At 48.7% G+C, this 21,462-nt stretch carries 19 protein-coding genes, 1 tRNA gene and 1 other RNA gene; all 21 read right to left on the bottom strand.

Translation table 11 applies throughout. From position 1 onward, the window contains the following. Window positions 1–5: 5 nt before the first annotated feature. Entirely contained in the window at window positions 6–317 is a 312-nt protein-coding gene (locus DHAF_RS00335) for an initiation-control protein YabA (RefSeq protein WP_015942554.1), read from the bottom strand. Further along, on the bottom strand, window positions 314–1,162 hold the full coding sequence (locus DHAF_RS00330; protein ID WP_005815014.1) for a PSP1 domain-containing protein: 849 nt from the start codon (window positions 1,160–1,162) through the stop codon (window positions 314–316). The genes DHAF_RS00335 and DHAF_RS00330 overlap by 4 nt, the downstream gene beginning before the upstream one ends. A gap of 13 nt (window positions 1,163–1,175) precedes the next feature. After that, complete coding sequence (locus DHAF_RS00325) at window positions 1,176–2,024, bottom strand: DNA polymerase III subunit (protein ID WP_015942553.1); 849 nt, start codon at window positions 2,022–2,024, stop codon at window positions 1,176–1,178. A gap of 1 nt (window position 2,025) precedes the next feature. Beyond that, window positions 2,026–3,444: an aminotransferase class I/II-fold pyridoxal phosphate-dependent enzyme gene (locus tag DHAF_RS00320; RefSeq protein ID WP_015942552.1), complete on the bottom strand. Its 1,419-nt coding sequence runs from the start codon at window positions 3,442–3,444 to the stop codon at window positions 2,026–2,028. A gap of 67 nt (window positions 3,445–3,511) precedes the next feature. Then, window positions 3,512–4,753: a Ger(x)C family spore germination protein gene (locus tag DHAF_RS00315; RefSeq protein WP_041271903.1), complete on the bottom strand. Its 1,242-nt coding sequence runs from the start codon at window positions 4,751–4,753 to the stop codon at window positions 3,512–3,514. Next, on the bottom strand, window positions 4,720–5,832 hold the full coding sequence (locus tag DHAF_RS00310) for a GerAB/ArcD/ProY family transporter (RefSeq protein WP_015942550.1): 1,113 nt from the start codon (window positions 5,830–5,832) through the stop codon (window positions 4,720–4,722). Before DHAF_RS00310 ends, DHAF_RS00315 begins: the two co-directional genes overlap by 34 nt. Continuing rightward, a complete protein-coding gene (locus tag DHAF_RS00305) occupies window positions 5,833–7,383 on the bottom strand; it encodes a spore germination protein (RefSeq protein WP_193345593.1) in 1,551 nt (516 codons plus the stop codon). It abuts the gene before it with no gap. A 219-nt stretch (window positions 7,384–7,602) separates the two neighbouring features. Then, complete coding sequence (locus DHAF_RS00300; protein ID WP_041271902.1) at window positions 7,603–8,085, bottom strand: demethoxyubiquinone hydroxylase family protein; 483 nt, start codon at window positions 8,083–8,085, stop codon at window positions 7,603–7,605. Window positions 8,086–8,150: 65 nt separating this feature from the next. Then, window positions 8,151–9,503 carry an ATP-binding protein gene (locus DHAF_RS00295; RefSeq protein WP_015942547.1) on the bottom strand — a complete coding sequence of 451 codons (1,353 nt, stop codon included), beginning with the start codon at window positions 9,501–9,503 and terminating at the stop codon, window positions 8,151–8,153. A gap of 174 nt (window positions 9,504–9,677) precedes the next feature. Continuing rightward, complete coding sequence (nifJ, locus tag DHAF_RS00290) at window positions 9,678–13,208, bottom strand: pyruvate:ferredoxin (flavodoxin) oxidoreductase (protein ID WP_011458899.1); 3,531 nt, start codon at window positions 13,206–13,208, stop codon at window positions 9,678–9,680. Between the two features lie 377 nt (window positions 13,209–13,585). Beyond that, entirely contained in the window at window positions 13,586–13,840 is a 255-nt protein-coding gene (locus DHAF_RS00285; RefSeq protein WP_015942546.1) for a pro-sigmaK processing inhibitor BofA family protein, read from the bottom strand. 89 nt (window positions 13,841–13,929) lie between these two features. After that, window positions 13,930–14,526, bottom strand: coding sequence for a recombination mediator RecR (gene recR / locus DHAF_RS00280; protein ID WP_005815034.1), 597 nt, complete (start codon window positions 14,524–14,526; stop codon window positions 13,930–13,932). A gap of 10 nt (window positions 14,527–14,536) precedes the next feature. Next, window positions 14,537–14,869, bottom strand: a complete 333-nt coding sequence (locus DHAF_RS00275; RefSeq protein ID WP_005815036.1) for a YbaB/EbfC family nucleoid-associated protein — start codon at window positions 14,867–14,869, stop codon at window positions 14,537–14,539. Between the two features lie 22 nt (window positions 14,870–14,891). Continuing rightward, window positions 14,892–16,556 carry a DNA polymerase III subunit gamma/tau gene (gene dnaX, locus DHAF_RS00270; protein WP_015942545.1) on the bottom strand — a complete coding sequence of 555 codons (1,665 nt, stop codon included), beginning with the start codon at window positions 16,554–16,556 and terminating at the stop codon, window positions 14,892–14,894. Between the two features lie 123 nt (window positions 16,557–16,679). After that, window positions 16,680–16,942: signal recognition particle sRNA large type (ffs, locus tag DHAF_RS24835), an RNA gene on the bottom strand. 73 nt (window positions 16,943–17,015) lie between these two features. Then, window positions 17,016–17,105 (bottom strand) — tRNA-Ser (locus DHAF_RS00265). A gap of 90 nt (window positions 17,106–17,195) precedes the next feature. Beyond that, a complete protein-coding gene (locus tag DHAF_RS00260; RefSeq protein WP_011458895.1) occupies window positions 17,196–17,366 on the bottom strand; it encodes an aspartyl-phosphate phosphatase Spo0E family protein in 171 nt (56 codons plus the stop codon). Between the two features lie 107 nt (window positions 17,367–17,473). Next, on the bottom strand, window positions 17,474–18,337 hold the full coding sequence (locus DHAF_RS00255) for a TIGR03943 family putative permease subunit (protein WP_015942544.1): 864 nt from the start codon (window positions 18,335–18,337) through the stop codon (window positions 17,474–17,476). Window position 18,338: 1 nt separating this feature from the next. Beyond that, window positions 18,339–19,913: a permease gene (locus DHAF_RS00250; RefSeq protein WP_005815046.1), complete on the bottom strand. Its 1,575-nt coding sequence runs from the start codon at window positions 19,911–19,913 to the stop codon at window positions 18,339–18,341. 4 nt (window positions 19,914–19,917) lie between these two features. Beyond that, the gene (locus DHAF_RS00245) at window positions 19,918–20,955 is read right to left on the bottom strand and encodes a CobW family GTP-binding protein (RefSeq protein WP_015942543.1); all 1,038 of its coding nucleotides are present in this window, start codon (window positions 20,953–20,955) and stop codon (window positions 19,918–19,920) included. 86 nt (window positions 20,956–21,041) lie between these two features. Next, entirely contained in the window at window positions 21,042–21,455 is a 414-nt protein-coding gene (locus DHAF_RS00240) for a Fur family transcriptional regulator (RefSeq protein WP_015942542.1), read from the bottom strand. Window positions 21,456–21,462 lie beyond the last annotated feature (7 nt).

Here is a 21,462-nt window from a genome sequence, read left to right as displayed (position 1 = left end):
CTTACTTAATCTTTACGCAAAAAGCCCATACAGAAGAGGCAATCCCCCTCCTCTAAAGGCTGTCCAAAATGAAGATGACAAACATGGAACCCTTCCCGATAGAGTCGTTCCAAATTATCATGGGCAACGCCCTGAAGATGCTCAGCATTGGCAATGACCCTCGACCTTTCCTTCTCAGGCAGGGCACATAGCTCACGCTTCAGCCTGGCATTCTCATCTTCCAGGCTTTTAACATAGGGCAGCAAACGCTGCACTTCTTCGATCAAAGAGTTAAGCTTCTCCTCCACTTCCGTTAAGGCTTGGCTTAATTGACTCATACCTTCTCACTCTTCCCTCTGTTCTTTTCTCCTTTCTTATGGCGTCCCTCTTGACGCCCCTTCCCGGCGGTCGGTACGGCAGAACCCCGTTCTCCCTTAAGCTCTTGCTCTTCCAAAGCCTTGAGTACCGATTCCTCGCTGAGAACCAGGATATCTTCTTCCCGCTGATGGCATTGTTTTCCGCACTGACCTTTGCAGTGAGACTCATCATAAGCCCCATTCTCATATTTCAGGCAGCACATAAGGCGACCGCAAATCCCTGATATTTTCGTTGGATTAAGAGAGAGCTTCTGATCCTTGGCCATGCGAATGGATACAGGTTCAAAATCTCCTAAAAAGCTGGAGCAGCACAGCACTCTGCCACAGGAACCGATCCCGCCCAGCATTTTGGCTTCATCCCGAACCCCAATCTGGCGAAGTTCAATGCGGGTCCGAAAGATCGAGGCCAGATCTTTAACCAGCTCCCGGAAATCCACCCGACCTTCTGCCGTAAAGGAAAAAATAATTTTGTTCCCATCAAAAGTATATTCCACATCCACCAGCTTCATCGGCAGCTGATGATCTCCTATTTTCTTCAGGCAGATGTCAAAAGCTTCCTTCTCCTTGGTGCGATTGACCTCAACAATCCGCTCATCCTCAGGAGTAGCCTTGCGGATCACCGGTTTTAAAGGCATGACCACATCTGCTTCAGGTACCTGACGGGGTGCCAGAACGCACTCTCCATACTCGACTCCCCGGGCGGTTTCCACGATCACTTTATCATTGGCATTCAGGGCAAGATCCCCTGTAGAAAAATAATATATTTTACCGGCCCGCTTAAAACGAACCCCCACGACCTCAACCATTCTGATTCCCTCCTTACTGAAATAATTTTAAAGCTAATCCTTCGATCACCAATCTGGGGTTAGCCTGCATTTGAATCTGCTCGATAGCTTTGCCCACAGCCAGCATAGCCTGGGGATTGACTTGATGTTTTTGAGCTATCCCTAAGGCCAGGATGTGCAAATATAGCTCAGCTTCTTTTTTCTCTACGGGAAAAAGAGGGAAAAGTTTAAGAAAATCCCCCTCCTCCACCGCTTGTTCAAACCCTCGAATCCACTCCTTGACCTTCTCCACTCCCAGAGTCAGAATCTCATAAGCCAGTTCAGGGTTATGGCTGCTCAGGCGAAAAGCCTCCCGGGCTTCCCAGGGATCGAGGGACTCTTCAAGGGATTTCAGCCATTCCTCCTCCCCTCTGAAGGGGAAGTAAACCGCCTGGGCCCTGCTCTGAATAGTGGGCAAAAGAACTTCGGCATTTTGAGCGCTCAGCACGATCAGAGTTCTTTCCGGCGGCTCCTCAATGACCTTGAGCAAGGCATTGGCTGCAGGAATCGTTAACTTATCCGCTTCTTCAAGGATAAAGACTTTATAGTTTCCCTCATAATGCTTGCGATAAACCCGCTCCTGCCAATCCAGAATCTGCTCGATCCCTATGGATGCCTTGGCAGGCTTGACTACCTCCACATCCGGATGGTTCCCGGAAAGAATCTTCTTGCAGGAGGGACAATGCCCACAAGGCGCGTCCTGACCCGAAGTGCAATTGATCCTCCGGGCAATCTCCAGTCCCGCCTTGCGTCTCTCCGGGCCACTCCCGCCGTGAAAGAGCAGCAAATGAGCAAGCCGTCCCTCCTGAGCTGCTTTTTCAATCAGGTGAAGTGCAATATTCACATTAAACCTCCTCGATGATCCAGACTCCTTGGCCTGCATCCTCCCAGCCTTGCCAGCGCCCCTTATGCCGGGTCAGAAGCTCTAAGATCTCAGGAGTCATCTCTTCTCCCATCACAATCCAAGGAATGCCTGGGGGATAGGGGGAAATGCTCTCACCCACGATGTGCCCCACACTCTCCGCAAGGGGGATCTTGCGCTTCCGGGCAAAATAGGCTTGGCGGGGAGTGAGTCTGACCGGCGGCAGAGGAATCTCGAAAACCATCTCCTCGGGAGATGCCACGACATCTTTGTTCAGGCTTGCTAAGCTTAATAAACCCTTGGTAAGGATCTCTACCTCTTCGGGAGTATTGCCAATCCCTAACAGAAATAAAATATTTTTGTCATCCCATAATTCAGGGTCAATTCCATAACTCTTACGCAAATGCTCTACACAACGGGGAGCCGCAACCCCCAGTCTTTGGGTATTGATCATGATCTTCGTCCAATCCAGTCCAGCAATCCCGTAAGTCCCTACATCCTGAGGGTTTAAGATCCGCAAGGATCCGCCCACACGGTGATGCAGTTCCTGCACCGCTTCATGAAGCAGCTCCCAGCGCCTGCTTTCCAAAGCATGTTCGACAGCCCTTTCCAAAGAAGCCATCAGGAGATAACTGGGGCTGGAAGATTGCAGCAGCTCAAGAGCCTCCTTAAGAGCGGACAAGGGAATCCGCGAGCCCTGTACATGAAGCATCGCCGCCTGAGTCAAGGCGCTTAAGGTCTTATGGGTGCTGCACAGCACCAGATCCGCCCCATAAGCCAGGGCTCCTTTGGGGAAGAGCGGGCTCAAATAATGGGAACCATGAGCCTGATCCACCAAAATGCTCACTTGAACTGCCTGGCGATCCCTTTGGGCCGCGATCATTGCCAAATCCGGCAAGGTCCCATAATAGCCGGGATAGGTCAGATGAACCCCCAGAAATTCACCCAAATCCACTTCAGCAATGGATTTCAGTCCCAAGGGCAGCCCGAACTCCGGATGAACCACACTGGGGATATATTCCGGTTCACATCCCGATAACACCAAAGCCGAAAACACAGAACGGTGGGACTGCCTCTCCACCAGAACCTTAGGCAGCTGCAGGTCCTTTCCCCGCTTCCCGGTACCGGCCAAAGCCATGAACATCCCTTGGTTGCCCACCGTTGCCCCATTGATCAGATAAAAGCTGGCATCACTTTGATACACAGCGGCAGCCCGGGCCTGAGCCTGAGCAATCACCCCCGCGGGGGAGTGCAGCATATCCAAGCCCGGCAGTTCTGTAAGATCCTGATCGGGAAAATGCAAATCCGTAAAAAATTCCGCTTTTCCTTTATGTCCTGGAGTATGAAAGGAAATCAGCTTCTGAGCTTCATACTGAAGCAATTTATGACCTAAATTCAACACATTTTCTTCCTCCAGGATTGACAAAGGTAATACACATCATTATATCATAATATTTCCATTGAAGCACCTATTGAAGAGTATGGGAGCCCCCCTTCGCCCCATTTTCCTGAGGACTTACCGGTGAATTGCGGGCCAGCCCTGAATGTTCAATTTTAACGTTGATATCATAGGCCACCGGAATATCTTTTATCCCCTGGGGCCAGTTCTCTTGTATTTCCCGCCAATACTTGGGGTTTTTAATTTCGATTTTCCGCCCAATCCCGATAAAATCCAGCCCCTGCTCCTTGCTTTTGGCCACGGCCGCTTCGCACTCTTCCTGAATTGCCTGTGCCATCAGAGGCTGTAATTCTTTAATAAATTGCTGCCAGCGGTAGATATCCGCCTGTTCACCCTTGCCAAGGATTTCATTGATGGAAACCGCTGTCTTGATGTTGAATTTGATCCCCATCTTGCCGTCGATGTTCTCCACCTTATATTTTGTTTTCGATTTCAGGACCCAGGCGGTTACTGTTACCCCATCTCCGTCTTCCCCCTCAAGAACCCGGCTCTCAATCTCGTTATCCAGCCAGAGATAGCCCTTTGTTTCCTGGTCGTTAAGCTTCGCTACACATTTCCCGCCTTCGAATACCGCCGATTCATGAATCAGAATTTCCTGCCCTTCTTTATCAGAGTAGAATAAGCCATGTTCCCCTGGTTGGACCTTCTCCACCCTGGGGATGATGGGATTCTGGCTTTCTCTCCCTAAAACCGTCAGATAGTGCCCTAAACGTGTGATCGGGAAAACCGACTGCCTTCTTTGACCTTCGATGGTATCGAATAAATTTAAGCTGGGAATCTGCTTTGTGCGCAGTTCAGCCTCCATGATATCCTTGGCTTGCCCTTTAGCCACAAGAAGATAAATCGTCCGTCGAAATTCATAAAAGCGCTGGAAATAATCCAAAGCCTCATTAATCCCCGCGCCGGCAAGATCTTCGCCAAGTACAATAACCCGCACCGTTCCGGCAAAAGGCTGTTTGCTGAACGCTTCCGCCGCCTGTTCCATAATGGTGGAGAGGCTCTTTGTTTCCATACTGATAGTCCAATTCTCAAGCTCTGCGGCACCGCCTCCGCTCGTCTTGGGTTCAGCTATCTGCATCGTCACGAGATAGGTCCCTTCTTCTTTCCCTTGATCAATTCCTATCCCCAGCATATAGGCCAGTTCATCAATTTCACGCTTGCCGCCGCATCCTCCCAGGAGCAACACACCCATAATCAGCAGCAGCACAAGGGTCAGCCTTAATGGGAAAAACTTTTTTTGCGGCGTTTCCATCGCTCCACCCCCCATACCAAGACTACCCACACCATTGTGAAGGGGAGAATCAAATACTGATCCACCAGCTGTATCTCCACAACCACTGTAATGCCTGTTAAAGTATATAAAGGAATCAGCACATATATAATTCCGACAACAACACCCGTTCTAACACCGGCTTTGCGGCTTTTTATGCCGAACACAGTGCGCAGACCCCATATCCCCGCAAACATCAGGGCTGTGACCTTTAAAGCCAAGGCCCCCGTCCAGATCAGAGTAAAAATAACCTCAACCCCGGATATGGTCCGGGAAATCTCAATCATATTCCCCAGTACCAAAAGGGCATAGGTAAGACGGGAGGTTTCAAAAGGGCCAAAGGTCATGATCTGAATGACCACCATCAGGGTGCTTAAGGCAATAACCATAAAAAAAGCTTTCCAGACCCCTTTTTTCAAAACCTTTAAGTCCTTGGCTTTGCGTGGCAAAAAAGGCAGCAGTCCTCCTAAAAAGAGTATATACTCCATTGGCCAAGGCGCCACATTCCTTATACCACTAAGAAGGGGTTTGATTCCATTATCCAACATGGGAAAAAGCTCTCCCCGCTCAAAACGGGGAATGCTGAATAACGCTATAAAAACCAGCGATAAAAAGATAATGGGAAAAACCACTTCTGAAAAGCGGCTTAACACTTCGATCCCACTGAAGTACAGATAGACGACAATCACGAAGAGCCCTAAAACCAGGATATATTGAGGCATCAGGGGGAGAACACTCCGATTATACATATCCACCCCCTGGCCCAATAAGATGGCCCCGAAATAGAGCGTAATCGCACTATATAAAAGCCCCATTCCCTTGCCGAGCCACTTTCCCAGCACTTTTTCCGATATTTCGATCAGATTCATACCGGGGTAGCGAGGCATTAGAGAAAATATCATCAAGGCCAAAGGGATTCCCAAGGCAAACCCAGGCGGAATAGCCATCCAGCCATCCCTTCCAGCCGCTCCTGCCAGCCCTGATCCGGCGACCATATACGTTGTCCCCAATAAGACCGCCGTGCTTAATATTGTGAACTGATGGGTGGATATACGTTCCACTTATTTTTTCCTCCCCGACTTCGTATCATGAACATCCACTAAATCCGGTATTTTTCTGGAAGCCCACCAAGGCGCCCTGACGAAAGTATCCTGAAGAAAGGCACGGATTCTTAACGGGGCAATGGGGCTAAGGTAGGGAGTGCCAAAGGATCGCAAACCCAGCAAATGTATTATGCAAAGGTAGAGTCCAATGGCCAGCCCGAAAAAGCCCATGGTTCCCGCCAGAACCATCAGAGGCAGACGAATCAAACGGATGGCGATGGCCAAATCATAGTAGGGTATCGTATAACTGGAAACCGCCGTAAACCCGATGACAATCACCATAATCGGGCTGATCAAACCGGCGCCGACCGCCGCCTCTCCTATGATCAAAGCTCCCACGATCCCGATGGTCTGTCCGATGGGTTTAGGGAGCCTCAGCCCCCCCTCCTGGAGGATCTCGAGAGCCAGCAGCATTAATAATGCCTCCCCGAGGGCAGAGAAGGGCACCGCCTCCCGACTGGCAGCAAGACTTAAGAGCATAGAGGTGGGCAGCAATTCCTGATGAAACGTGGTTACAGCAATATACAGACTGGGGGCCAAAAGGGCTATAAAGGCTCCCCAATAGCGTATCGTACGTACAATAATGACAATCATCGCTCTTTGATAATAATCGTCATTGACTTGCATAAACATAGGCAGGGTAACCGGCACGATCAGGGCCGAAGGAGTGCCGTCCACCATGATGGCCACCCGCCCCTCCAAAAGCTCTGCGGTTACAATGTCGGGCCGTTCTGTATTGGAGATTTGGGGAAAAGGAGAATAGGGATGATCCTCGATCAACTCCTCCAGCATGTCTCCGGAAATCACCGCATCGGTTCGGATACGGCTCAGTCGTTTAAGCACCTCTCCAACCACGTCCATATTGGCGATAGTCTCCACATAAGCAATCACCACATCCGTTTTCGAAAGATCGCCGATTTTCATGGAAAGCAGCCGCAGAGATGGATGCTTGATCTTTCTTCGCAGCAGGGAGGTGTTGGTCCGCAGGGTCTCATTGAACCCCTCCTTAGGTCCGCGGATAGAGGATTCGTTTTGGGGAACGCCCACCCCCCGGTCTGACCAGCCACGGGCACTGATGACAAGGGCCTCCTGGCTTTCCTTAATGAAAAGAACCGCATCCCCGGACAGCATCCCATCAATGGCCTCCCCCAAGCGACCGATCTTCTTCACTTCATTGGCTGGCGTGAAAAGATCCAGCAAGCGATCGTTGACATTTTTTAGAGTCATTTCCTGAAAGACCGGATCATCGACGGCTTCGACCATGATCACCCGCAGGATATAAGCATCTAATAAATCTTTATCAACCAAACCATCCACCATGCCAAGGGAACAGGGTATATCTTCTTTGCCCCGCAAAATGAAATCACGAAAAATAATATCGCTGCTTTTGGATAATTCTTCTTTAATCCGCGCAAAAGAAACAGGCTTATCCCATTCTTGATCGATAGGAACCTTATGAACCACCCGGATTCTCTTCCGATAAGGACGCTGAGTAAGTTCTTTGATCATGGTGAAAAAACGTTTAGCCAAAACGACCACCCCCTCCTTATGTGCTTATTGTCCTCGGAAAGCTTTTCTCTTATACACCCATGCTGCATTTGCAGGGTTTTCAGCACTGCAGACCAGCCCCTTTCCAGGCTAAGCCTATAGAAAAGGAGATAGAATCCTTTCCTAAATAGATAAGATTCTATCTCCCCAATTTTGATTTAATCTTGGCCAGGGAAGGAATTATAGTGTCTCGATCTTGTCTTCCATCAAATTCTCCCTCAGGGTATCGAACAATGCCGTATGCAGATGCTCATCCACAAAATTATCTTTCAGCTGGCTGCAAAGATCCCCGCCGGGATCCTCTCCCCCTGCCACCAGATCCTCAATTAATTTCTTATAATCGCTCATAGCCTTTCTTTCCAGTTCCATATTCAGCTGCAGAGTTCTCTCCAGGCCGGTTAAAGACATCAGATTGCCTAAGGACATGCCGAGGATGGGAGAAACCACTTCTCCCAGCAGGGTAGGCTTGGCGCCTAAACTCGTAATGCGGGCGGCCACATTATCCACATGGGACTGTTCTATGGCGGCCACTCTCTCAAAGACCTGCCCGGCATAGTGATCTTTAAACTGCTTGCTTTGCACCTTATATAGCTCCACTTGGTTCATCTCCAAGCTGTAGAACCAATTCAGCCTTCGTATCAGATCTTCCTGGTCCATATCCATCTTCCTTCCCCTGCAGAAGCTTTTTTACACACAATTTATGGTAGTTTAACTCGGATGGGGTGGAATTATTCTTTGGGCTGATCCGTTAAAGCCATACCGATCAGCTTATCTGCATAATCAGTTATGAACAGTGGGATATTCAGCAAATCACCGTCCAGCCGTAAATTATTCAGGGAGAAACGGACACGAAGTTTTACTTTGTCACCGTATTTTTCTTTAAACTTCTTCAGGCTCCTGCTCTCCACATTGGTTTCCGATTTAACCTCAACAGGAATTATCTCGTTTTCTCTCTGAATTAAAAAATCCACTTCATGCCGTGGGTTATCCATCGTCCAGTAACGAGGCATGGCCTCAAGCTGATTGCGCAACGCCTGAAGCACGTAGTTCTCGCTGAGAGCTCCTTTAAACTCCACAAACAGCCGGTTCCCTTCACCAAAAGCCGAAGGGGCCAATAGGGACAATCGGCGCAAAAGCCCCACATCCACCAGATACAGCTTAAACGCAGCCAGGTCATCATAGGCGGAAATCGGCAATCCTGGGGCACTGCTGCGGTATATCTTATAAGCAAGGCTGGCATCGCAAAGCCACTGCAGTGCCTCCTCATATTCCCTGGCCCTGGCCCCTTCCTTGACAACTTTATAAATAAATTTTTTATTTTCCCTGGCCAGCTGTGAAGGCAACGACTTCCAGATCAATGATATTTTAGGAAAGTCTTTGGGGTCAGGATGCTTGGCAAAATCCCGTTCATAGGCCCCAAGAATATTGGCCAGCACTTGTTGCACCAATTCTACATCCCGTTCTTCAGTCCAGGAACGAACAGATTCCGGCATCCCACCCGTCACAAAGTACATCTTCAGCTTTTCATAAAGAGGATTAAAAAAAGCATCAGGAATCGGTTCAATTCTATCTAAGTTGTCAAGGTAAGAGACAAAATTTCCGTCACCGTTGGCCAGCAAAAATTCCGTAAAGGTCATCGGCCCGATTTCTAAAAAATCCACCTTGCCGACCGGAAAAGAGGCAGGCTTGGACAAGGCGATGCCCAGAAGGGAACCGGCACAGGCCACATGATAGTGAGGGGTGTTTTCGCAGAAATATTTAAGGGTATTTAAAGCATTGGGACACTCCTGGATCTCATCAAATACTATGAGGGTAGTCCCAGGCTCTTTGGGATTAATGATCTGCCCGCTCGCCATCATCAAGTTTTGTAAAATGCGTTCCACGTCTTTGGTGTTTTCAAAGAACTGCTTATATTCCGGATGCTCATCAAAGTTAAAATAGGCTAAGTTGTTATAATAGCGTCTGGCAAATTCTTTGAGCAGCCAGGTCTTGCCCACCTGCCGTACGCCTTTCAAAATGAGTGGTTTGCGATGTTTGGAGTTTTTCCAACGCAGTAAATCCTGCATGATGATCCTTTCCACAAGGCTGCCTCCCACACTTTTATAAGAATTTTACGTTTTAAAATCACATTTATATAAATTATTATAACCATTAGCCTGGTTTTAAGTCAATGTACCACTGCCTGCTTATAATTTTATGACCGTGCAAAAAGAGCGGGCCAAAGCCCGCTCTCTTACTGCAATCCAGGATGAATCTTATTCGTATTTGTAACTTGCCAAGCGCTTATAAGAATCCAAGCGGACCTTCGCATATTTCTCGGCACCTTCAAAGAGCTCTTCGGCAGATTCCGGGAAGGTGTTGATCAAGGAGGTGTACCGAACTTCGCCCATGAGGAAGTCACGGAAGGAAGCTGTGGGCTCTTTGGAATCCAGGGTGAAAGGATTCTTGCCTTGATCTTCGAGATCGGGGTTGAAGCGATAGAGATGCCAGTAACCGGCTTCAACCGCTTTTTTCGCTTCGGTAACGCTCTTGGACATACCGGACTTCAGGCCATGGTTGATGCAAGGAGCATAAGCAATGATGATGGAAGGTCCTTTGTAAGCTTCGGCCTCTTTCATCGCCTTGATGGTTTGAGCCATATTAGCACCAAGGGCTACTTGGGCCACATAGATATAGCCATAGCTCATGGCCATCATACCCAGGTCTTTCTTGCGGATCTTCTTACCGGCAGCTGCGAATTTCGCCACAGCAGCGCGGGGGGTAGCCTTGGAAGATTGACCGCCAGTATTGGAGTAAACTTCGGTGTCCATAACCAGAATATTGACGTCGTCACCGGAAGCCAGGACATGGTCTAAACCGCCGTAACCGATATCATAAGCCCAGCCGTCACCGCCGACGATCCATTGGGATTTCTTGACAAGATGATCTTTTCTGCCTTTAATATCAGCGATCAAAGCGCTGTCGCCTTCGTAAACATCCAGAGCGGCACGAACCTTAGCGGCAGCAGCTTTGGAAGCATCGGCATCATCCATGCCGGCGATCCACTCTTGGAACGCTTCCTTCATGTCGGCGCTGATTTCGGTTGCGCAAGCTTCTTCCATCAACAGAGCCAGTTTTTCCCGCTGTTGACGCACGCCAAGATACATACCGTAACCGAACTCGGCATTGTCTTCAAAGAGGGAGTTCGCCCAGGTAGGACCTTGTCCCTTGGCATTGACAGTATAAGGTACGGAAGGAGCACTGCCGCCCCAGATGGAGCTGCATCCGGTGGCGTTGGCAATCATCATGCGATCGCCGTAAAGCTGGGTGAGGAGCTTAACATAAGCTGTTTCTCCGCAGCCCGGGCAAGCGCCGTTGAACTCGAGGAGAGGTTGGGCAAATTGGCTGCCTTTAACGGTGGTGATATCAAAACGCTCAGCTTTGTTGGTCACAGTCAAAGCATATTCCCAATTACCGGCTTGGGCGGCAGTTTGTTCAGCCGCATCCTTCATGACCAAAGCCTTGCCTTTAGCCGGGCATACTTCAGCGCAGTTGCCGCAGCCTGTGCAATCCAGCGGGCTCACTTGAACACGAAGCTGGAGGCCGTCGGCTTCCTTGCCAAGAGCTTTCTTGGTCACGAAGCCTTCGGGAGCATTGGCCACTTCTTCTTCATTCAGCAAGAAGGGACGGATAGCCGCATGAGGACATACATAAGAGCATTGGTTACATTGGATACACTTTTCAACATCCCATTCAGGCACGATTACAGCAATACCACGCTTCTCATAAGCAGTGGTGCCTACGGGAACCGTTCCGTCTTCACGGCCTACAAAAGCACTGACAGGAAGGCTGTCCCCTTCTTGGGCGTTCATAACATTTTGGATTTTGGCCACATACTCGGGAAGATCTGCGGCAGCAGCTGCTTCAGCTTGGGCGGGAGCAGCGTCGGCCCAGGAGGCGGGAACCTCAACCTTGACCAGGGAATCCGCACCGCGATCAATAGCGGCATTGTTCATATCAACGATGTTCTGTCCCTTTTTCCCATAAGTTTTGACCACGGATTCCTTCAGATAGCCGAGGGCTTCTTCCACAGGAATAACATTGGCGAGCTTAAAGAAAGCGGATTGCATAACCATATTGATACGGGAGCCTAAACCGATCTCCCGGGCGATGGAGACTGCATCAATAATGTAGAGTTTAATATCATTCTTGGCGATGAATTGTTTCATGGAAGCAGGAAGCTTGTCTGCCAATTCTTCAGGCTGCCATTGGCAATTCAGGACGAAGGTGCCGCCTTTCTTCAGACCTTTGGTCAGATCATATTGACCGACATAGGCTTGGTTATGGCAGGCAACATAGTTGGCATCGGATACATAGTAAGGGGATTTGATGGGTTTTTTACCAAAACGAACGTGGGAAATGGTGATACCACCGGATTTCTTGGAATCGTATTGGAAATAAGCCTGAGCGTACATAGTGGTGTGGTCACCAATAATTTTAATCGCTTGCTTGTTGGCGCCAACGGTACCGTCAGAGCCTAATCCCCAGAATTTACAAGCAATAGTGCCTTCAGGAGCGGTGCTGACAACTTCATCTTCCGGTAAAGATTTGAAGGTAACATCGTCCACGATACCGATGGTGAAGTCATTCTTTGGCTCAGCTTGGGCAAGATTCTTGTAAACAGCCAGTACTTGGGAAGGAGTTGTATCTTTGGAACCTAAACCATAACGTCCGCCCACGATCACAGGCTTGATTTCATGATTGAAGAAGGAATCCTTCACATCGAGATAGAGAGGTTCGCCAGTGGAACCAGGCTCTTTGGTCCGGTCAAGAACGGCGATGGCCTTAACGGTCTTAGGCAGAACCTTGAACAGATATTTAGTAGAGAAAGGACGGAAGAGGTGAACCTTAACCACGCCCACTTTTTCACCTTTTGCTACTAAATAATCCACAGTTTCTTCAATGGTATCACAAACAGAACCCATGGCGATGATCACACGCTCAGCATCTTCAGCACCATAGTATTGGAATGGCTGGTATTCACGGCCGGTGATCTTAGCGTATTCGTCCATATAATGGGCCACAATATCAGGAACAGCATCATAATAGCGGTTGGATACTTCACGGCCTTGGAAATAGACATCGGGGTTTTGGGCAGTACCGCGCAGAACAGGGCGCTCAGGATTCAAGGCATTGTCCCGGAAAGCCTGGAGAGCGTCACGGTCTAAGAGTTTTGCCACATCATCATAATCGGTTACTTCGATTTTTTGAATTTCATGGGATGTACGAAACCCATCGAAGAAATGAACGAAAGGAACTTTGGCTTTGATGGTGGCTAAATGAGCAATAAAGCCCAGGTCTAAAGCTTCTTGAACATTATGTGAAGACAATTGAGCAAAACCGGTAGCTCTTACGGACATAACATCCTGGTGATCACCGAAAATGGACAGCGCATGGGTAGCCAAAGCCCGGGCACTGACGTGGAAGACGCTGGGCAGAAGTTCGCCGGCGATTTTATACATATTCGGAATCATTAAGAGCAGACCTTGCGAAGCTGTATAGGTGGTGGTAAGAGCACCAGCCTGAAGGGACCCGTGAACTGCACCGGCAGCTCCTGCTTCAGATTGCATCTCAACAACTTTGACAGGTTGACCGAAGATATTTTTCTTGTTATGGGCAGCCCATTCATCTACCAATTCAGCCATCGTTGAAGAGGGAGTGATCGGGAAGATGGTTGCTACTTCTGTAAACGCATACGACGCCAGAGCAGCAGCTTCGTTACCATCCATTGTCTTCATTTTTGCCATTTGGTACATCCTCCTAAAAGAAAATTTAATAAAAGGGTTAAAAAAGAGATTCTTTTTTAAGGAAGTTCTTTTTCCACCCAAACCTTGCTTATGTAAAGCAATGAATAAAGATGAGAAAAAAGGGGTTAATGATAATCTTTCGGAAATCAAATGATTAAATTTTCGCAAAAATTCTATAAAAACGAGTTGAGGGAACTATTTCGGTAGTTAGACCGAAACGTCCCCTGCAGTCAGTATCAGTATACTCTCGGCTGGATAAATCCGTCAAGACGTAAAATGGAGCTAGATGAATAATTATGTAAAAAAACCGCCATAAACGAAAAAAATCACATTTAAAAACCCTAATTCTCCCCTAAAACCCTTTGAACTTTTCAAGGTTAAATGCCCAGGACCTGCAGGCCCACCAAAGCCACGACTCCCGGAAAACCTAAAAGACCTACCAAAGTTATGGTAAATACGTTAATAGGAATACCAAATCCGACAACACTTAATATCAAGTCGAAGAACCACAGGCCCACGATTCCTCCCAGGATGTGAATCCCCGCCTTTAAAAAGGTGTTGGGTTGACCTAAGCTGCTCTTAACCACCAAGCCGATCAATAGAACGAATAAGGCCAAAAAAATTAAGGTCATGATAAGCCCTCCTTTACCACTACTAGTCCAAATTATGCAGAAAGTGGACAAAGAAGAACATTATTGACCTTAATTTTTTGAGATCACCCTTAGATCTGGCGACGGCCTTCTAAAGCACGGGCGATGGTAATTTCATCGGCATACTCCAGATCACCGCCCACCGGTAAACCATGGGCAATCCGTGTTACCTTGATTCCCAAAGGCTTAAGCAGCCTGGATAAATACAGTGCCGTAGCTTCTCCCTCTACCGTGGGGTTCATAGCCATGACGACTTCCTGGACTCCTTCTAAACGCCCTAAAAGCTTGGAAATCGTCAGCTGCTCCGGCCCGACTCCTTCCAAAGGAGATATGACGCCATGCAGGACATGATAAAGCCCTTTAAATTCTCTTGTTTTCTCTAAAGAAACCACATCCCGGGGCTGCTCCACAATGCAGAGCAGGGTACGCTCCCTTTTCTCCCCGGTACAGATGGGGCAGGGATCATGATCCGTATAATTACAGCATAGGGAACACTGCCTGATTTCCCGCTGAGCTCTGATCATGGCTTCCGCTAGGTTTTCGGCCACCTGGGGTTGCTGCAGCAGGTAAAAAGCCAAACGACCCGCCGTTTTCGGTCCGATCCCAGGCAAGCGGGATAAACCTGTAATCAAATCGGCCAGGGGTTCAGGATAATTCAAAAAATCCATACTTCCTCGCTTAGAAGAGACCGGGAATTTTTAAACCATTGGTTAATTTGCCCATTTCTGAGGATACAAGCTCTTCTACTTTGCGCAAGCCTTCGTTGACTGCGGCTTTGACCAGATCCTCCAGCATTTCCACATCATCGGGATCCACAGCCTCTGGTTTAATTTTTAACTCCACCAGTTCATTTTTACCATTGACCACGACCTGAACGGCCCCCCCGCCCACTGATGCCTCAACTGTGCGGGTCTTCAGCTCCTCTTGGGCCTTCGCCATTTCTTCCTGGAGTTTCTGAGCTTGCTTGAGCATATTGCCCATATTTCCCATACCGCCGCCTTTAAATGCCATTTCAAATACACTCCTTACACTATTATTCTTCAACAATCAATAAGTCCGCCCCAAATAAATCGGCCGCTTTTTTGATCATCGGATTTTCCTTGGTTTTTTCAACATGTTCTGAATCCTTAGGGTCTTTTCCATATTCATTTTCCAGGAGACTTTGCAACCGATAGGCTTTGCCCAGGCTACTTTGGAGAACCTCTTCGATGGTTTCCCGGTTTTCCTTCTGATTGACCTTATCCCGGTGGAAAGACAGACCTTCCTTAAATACGATAACCAGACTATCCCCATCCAATTCAACAGGCTTGCCTTCCATCAAAAAAGCATGGGTGGATTTTTTGCGTTTTCTTACTTGCTCTAAAATATCTCCCCAGCGGCCTTGAACCTGTTCAATGGACAGAGCAGCGGTTTCTCCCCCTTGGGAGATTGCCGGTTTATCCTGGAGGGGGGGTAATTCAGGTTTTTTGTGACCCGGCGGCTCTGAGCTTCTCTCATTGACCTTTTTGGGGAGTTCCCCTTTGCTTTCCTGGCGGCTCTTCCCTGTAGAAAGGTTCTTGATCTCCTCCTCTAATTCCTGCAAGCGTTCCAGAACTTGGGGAGATTCCTTGCTATAGCCGGGCTGAGAGTCATAAATCACCTGAACTAAGAGAAGTTCCGCCGCTAAACGGGCATTGGCGGCATATTTTAATTGACTTTCCCCCTGCAGCAGAATCCCTATCCATTGCAAGAGGGTTTTGAGCCCCAGCTTTTGGCATTGGTAAGCCAAATGCTCTCTAAGGTGAGGCGCAACCTGAGGAAAGGCTTGAGTCGAAGCATAAAGCAAGGCCTGCCGCATATAATCCAGCAGCTCGCGAATGATCTGTCTGGGATCCATCCCCTGATTGATGCCTTCCCCTAAACACCCCAAGGCCTTGGCATAGTCACCGGTCAGGAGGTGATCCACAAGCTGGGCGCTGAACTCTTCCCCAACCATGCCCAGGACCTGATAGACCTGTTCTACACCCAGTTTCCCATCCAGCAGGAGACACTGATCCAGAATACTCAGGGCATCTCTCAGCCCTCCCTCCGATTTTTGGGCAATAATCTGGAGGGCTTCCGGCTCCACATCCCGGCCGATGGTTTGGCACACCTTATCTAAATGGCTATGAATCTGTTCCAAAGGAATCCGGTGAAATTCAAAGCGTTGCACCCGGGAAAGAATGGTTAAGGGGATTTTATGTACCTCCGTGGTAGCCAGAATAAATACCACCCGCTCAGGAGGTTCCTCCAGGGTTTTGAGAAGGGCGTTGAAAGCTTCGGTGGTTAACATATGAACTTCATCAATAATGTAAACCTTATATTTGCTTTCCCCGGCACTTAGGCGAACCTTATCCCGCAAATCACGGATTTCATCGATACCCCGGTTGGAGGCGGCGTCGATCTCAAAGACCTCCATAGCGCTTCCTTGATCGATGCTCAGACAAAAAGCACATTGATTGCAGGGTTCAACACCCTCCCGGTGCTCACAATTTAATGCCTTGGCCAGGACCTTTGCCGTAGTGGTCTTACCTGTTCCCCTCGGTCCGCTGAAAAGGTAGGCGTGAGCTACTTTGCTCTGCATAAGGGCATTTGTCAATGTCTTGGTGACATGGTCCTGCCCTACCATATCTTTAAAATTTTTCGGTCTCCATTCGCGGTATAAAGCCAAATAAGCCATTGGGCTCCCCCTTCCGCTATACTCCCCCGGAAGTAGATTCTGTGGTCCAGTCCAAGCTGCATGAATGTTGATAGTGGAAAAAAAGATGGTCTTAGACCACCTTTATATGATAAATATTTAAGGCCGTGCACCTTTACTCGAACAGACGCTTCCGGACGAATCCGGGATTCACTGCTCAGCCTAGGCGACCTTGCGGCACACAGAGTTTGCTCCTTAGTGCTGCTTCCGTCAGGACCTGACACGGTTCGAAGTGCTCTGTTGCGCAAGACCCAGACCTCATCACAATTAGCCCCGGCCGCTCCACAAACGCTGCCCTTATGCAGGAATTCCACCTCGCTAAAGCGGGTTGCGAGTACAAGGATCCGCTACCTCCCCGTCTAGCACGGCCAAATCAATTATAACAAAATAAAAAGCCAAAGTCGAATGCGAACGGATCCAACTTGGCTGAATTGCATTTTATGGCGGAGAGAGAGGGATTTGAACCCTCGACACAGTTGCCCATGTACTCGCTTTCCAGGCGAGCGCCTTCGACCACTCAGCCACCTCTCCGTGTTCGTCTTGCCAAAAAGACTATGAAATTTGGTGACGAAGCTTATTATAAGCTAACATTCAGGACATGTCAATAAAAGACGAATAAAATCACCAAAAAGACAGCTGTGTGTATTTATTCAAACGCTGATATTGATTCAAAAGGTAATCCAGCTCTTGGCTTAACTCGACAACTCTTGCATCAACTAAGCTGCGTGTCGTTGCATATCGATATAATTTTTTGCGAAGCACCTCGATCTTCTTTAATAACCTCTTTTCCACATTAATTCCCCCCGAAATTCCTTTCAAGAAGATTTTAATCGATTCACAGGCAAATAACAACGAATTTTAATCCATAATAAGGAAAACAAATGTCGAAAAATTAGAGATCAATAAGGATAGATATAACCTTCCACAGCCTCTGCCGGTGTAATTTTCGTTACCCTAATCTGGGGTTCATCAGATAGCACACCGTCATACTCATGCTGTCCCAGCGTAAGGGTTCCTTCAACCGTCACCCACGACTCTGCCTGGAGCTGGTCAGCCTGATCATATTTACAGAGTATCCCGGCAGGTGCCAAATCCCCAACACAGCAAGACATCATCAAGCGGGCCGGCACAAATTCATCTTCCTTAAGAAATTCAGGATCATTGAAAACAAATCCCGTCATAACCACTGTATACCCTTGATATTTCTCTATATTGGTATACATTTCCGTAAGCCACATGCTGAAATCTTCATGGGCCACTGTGATTCTTTTATTCCCCATATCCAAGCCGGGCAGCTCCGAGACATAGGCACCGGCCGGCAATCCGGCAAGGGGTTCCTGAATAATTTCAGCCTGTACCTTATCTTCCGGAGATGAAGCATCCTCTATAGTAATAGAAAGGTCGTTCTGCATGCTCAAAGCGCTTTGGCCGGAACGGTTGGAAAAAGCGCTGCCGCCGATATAATTGCCGGAAAGATTGGACGCGCTGACAGGGGCATGGGGAAGCAACAGCAATACGATGGGGATCACCAACACAAAGCAGTGGGCGGAGCGCAGTTTATGCTGGGGGCGAAACAATCTGCCCAAAGCGGTCAAGGCCCATACACCCATGACGATGGACGTAAAATAGAGATAGGGCTTCAACCGGGGTGTGACATAAGTAAGATATTTTTCACTGCTCACCAAATAAAAGATCAATCCCCCAAAAACACAATAGCATAAGAACTCCAGAAAGATCTGAGGATTAAATGCTTTGGCCGGCATGTTACATCCCTCCCCAATTAAAAAACAGAAAGACCAAAACAAAACATATACTCAAGGACGTCAGCAATAATCTAACGATGAAAGCTTTAGAAAATCCCGAAGAGAGCATCAGGACATTTTTGATATCCATCATCGGCCCAAAGACCAGAAAGCCCATAATTGCGCCCATGGGGAACTGATTGGCAAGACTGCGGGCGATAATCGCGTCGGAGGAGGAGCACAGGGAAAGCACAAAGGCCATCACCATCATAATTAAGATGGAGACCGCCAAACCCGCCCCATCCTGGGCCTTGGTAAACAGGCCGGTTCCCATGACCTGAAACAGGGCGGCGATAAAGCTGCCCATCACTAAATATTTGCCGACACCGAAGAACTCCGCCTGGGAATGACGGATGAACAGACCGGCTTTTCCCTTGAAGGTTGTGATGGATTCAACATCATCATAACAGCCGCAGCTGCATAAAAGCCTGTCAAAAGCCCCTCCGGCCAATACCGAACCCTTGGGCGGCCAGAAGCCCATGGTCAGCCCGATCAGAACAGCCGCTACAATACCAAAGAAAATCCGCCCGACCACGATTCCCGTATTGCCGCTGAAGGCATAATAGGTGGACACGATCACCACCGGATTGATCACCGGGGTAGCGGTCATAAAGGTGACAGCCACCGGGAGGGGAATCCCCCGGCGCACCAGACTCCGGAAAACGGGAATAGAAGCGCAGTCGCAGACCGGCAGACAGAAGCCCCCCAGAATGGCCACCAGCATGCCCATGCCGATGGATTTGGGAAAGCGGCGCTCAATAAAGCTTTGGGGGATAAAAACCTGGATAGCGGAGGAAAGCAATACCCCGATCAATAAAAAAGGGACCGCTTGCAGGATAATCCCCAAAAATACATTGACAATGGTATTGACCGGGATCTGCGCCCCCTCCAGGACCGGCTTGGCCATGAAGTACAGGGCGCTCATGGCGATAACCATGAGCAAAAAAAGATTGACCGGATGCTCTTTCTTTCCGAAAAGCTGCTTATAGAGCTCCTGATACTCTTTTACCTTATAGAGGGGGACCCCGGGATTGAGCCCGTTGACGAGGCGCCGAATCCGGCGGTAAGTAACCGCCGAATCCACATTGCGCATCACGACGAAATCGCTGTTGGCAATCTGTTCCGGCAAAGAGGCTCCTGTCCTGCCCAACAGATTTTCTATGTTCTCCCCATCGGCAATATGCACCACTTTTTGAATTTGGCAGAGGCCGCGCAGGGAGGGGTGCAAAAGCAATGACTGCAGCTCTGAAAAAGGAACGACACCGTTCCACTCAATCCAAATCTCATCGAAGGGTTGCTCCTCTATGCTGCTGCAGATTCGTTCGACGATTTGCTCGGGCCGCTGCTCCAGAATTTTTTTGGGGACGCTGAGCTTATAGCAATTGAGGTGCCGCCCCTGAAATTCCTCTTCACCAGACTCGAATTGGATGACGAAGGCCCTGACATCCCGCCAGCTATATTTGTTCAACAGGTTATTCAAAAAGGTCGTCTTGCCGGCATCCAGGAAGCCGGTCACTACATAAACCGGTATCGCCATCCCATCACTCCCCGCTAAAAATAGCGCACAGCTCCTGCCGGTTGAGGTTGCGGCCGATGATGCAGAGCATATCGCCCCTGGCGTGGCAGCCGGTGATCCGAATATCCCCGGGGAGATATTGCAGGTTTAAATAGCCTTTGGGGCCGCGGACGATGCCTTTAGCCCGCAGAATCGTTCCTTTGGCACTGTTCTCCATTTTCACGACCTTGGCCTTTAACTCTTCAGTATCAAATACCCGCTTTGTCCGGATAGTGACGGTATCAAAGACATCTTCCGCCCGGCTGTTATGTTCACATCCCTCTTGGTGGCTGCAGTCCGCTGCATGATCATGGCTATGATGAGCATGGTCATGGTCATGGTCATGATGATTGTGGTCATGGCTATGATGGTCGCGATGGTCATGATTATGCTCATCATGACCATGTCGGCATCGGCCTGGAAGCCTGTGCTGCTGACGCTGCGGATTCAGGAGTTCCGCCGTATTGATTTGAGCCCACGGCTTGGTCAGGACTCTTCCCTGAGGGTTCAGCTTTTTGACTATTTTTTCCCCATCCCCTAGTTTAGCGGGGAAACTTTCTGAGCGGCTGAACACAACCACATCGGCGTTGCGAATCTGATCTTCGAAAAATTCGCCAAAGTTGTCAAGATGCATTTGGCAGCGTTTCACATCCACCACCGTAATTTTGCCCTTCACCTTGGCGTGGAGCACAATACGCGGATCGGAACAAGCTTTCATAACATCGGAAAGCTTGCCCACACCGGAAGGCTCAATGATAATTTTATCAGGGTGAAAACGGAGCAAAAGATCCTTAAGGGCTTTCACGAAATCGCCGGAAAGACTGCAGCAAATGCACCCGGCACTGATTTCTTTGACTTCCACACCGCCTGATTTAAGCAAGGCCGCATCGACGCTGATCTCACCGAAATCATTTTCGATCAGAACCACCTTTTCCCCCTGGAAAGCCTCTTTAAGCATTTTTTGGATTAAGGTGGTTTTGCCTACTCCCAGAAACCCGGAAATAATATAGATTTCTGTCCCCATCGATACCCTCCTCTTCTTTTTTCTATCTATAAACTATATGCCTGTACACAGGAAATAAGCCTGGAATCAGGTGAGAAGCTGCATTATTATTTAACAGAGCATTCCCGGCAGTAGCCATACACTTCTAAATTATGGCCCAGGACCCGGAAATCATCGTCCTCGATTTTCGGGATAAATTTCTCCATGGGGCAATTATTCATTGTGACAATTTTATGGCAGCCCAAACAGATGGCGTAATGCTTGTGCTGAAAACGGTTCAGTTCATAAAGAGCCATCTCATTGTTCAGCACCGCAAGTTTAACAACCACGCCTTTCTTGACAAAAAGCTCCAGTATCCGATAAATAGTGGACAGCCAGGGGGATTCCCCTTCTTTTTCGATCTCGGAACAGATTTCCACAGCACTGAGAGGCTTTGGGGCATGCTCAAGGACAGAAAGTACACTCTCCCGCGGTTTTGTTCTTTTGACGCCGGCAGGCCAGTTATTGTTTACTTCTTTCATGATCGTC

The sequence above is a fragment of the Desulfitobacterium hafniense DCB-2 genome (assembly GCF_000021925.1).
Lineage (GTDB): Bacteria > Bacillota > Desulfitobacteriia > Desulfitobacteriales > Desulfitobacteriaceae > Desulfitobacterium > Desulfitobacterium hafniense.
Note: the sequence above shows the minus strand (reverse complement) of the source record. Positions and strands in the feature narration are given on the sequence as shown.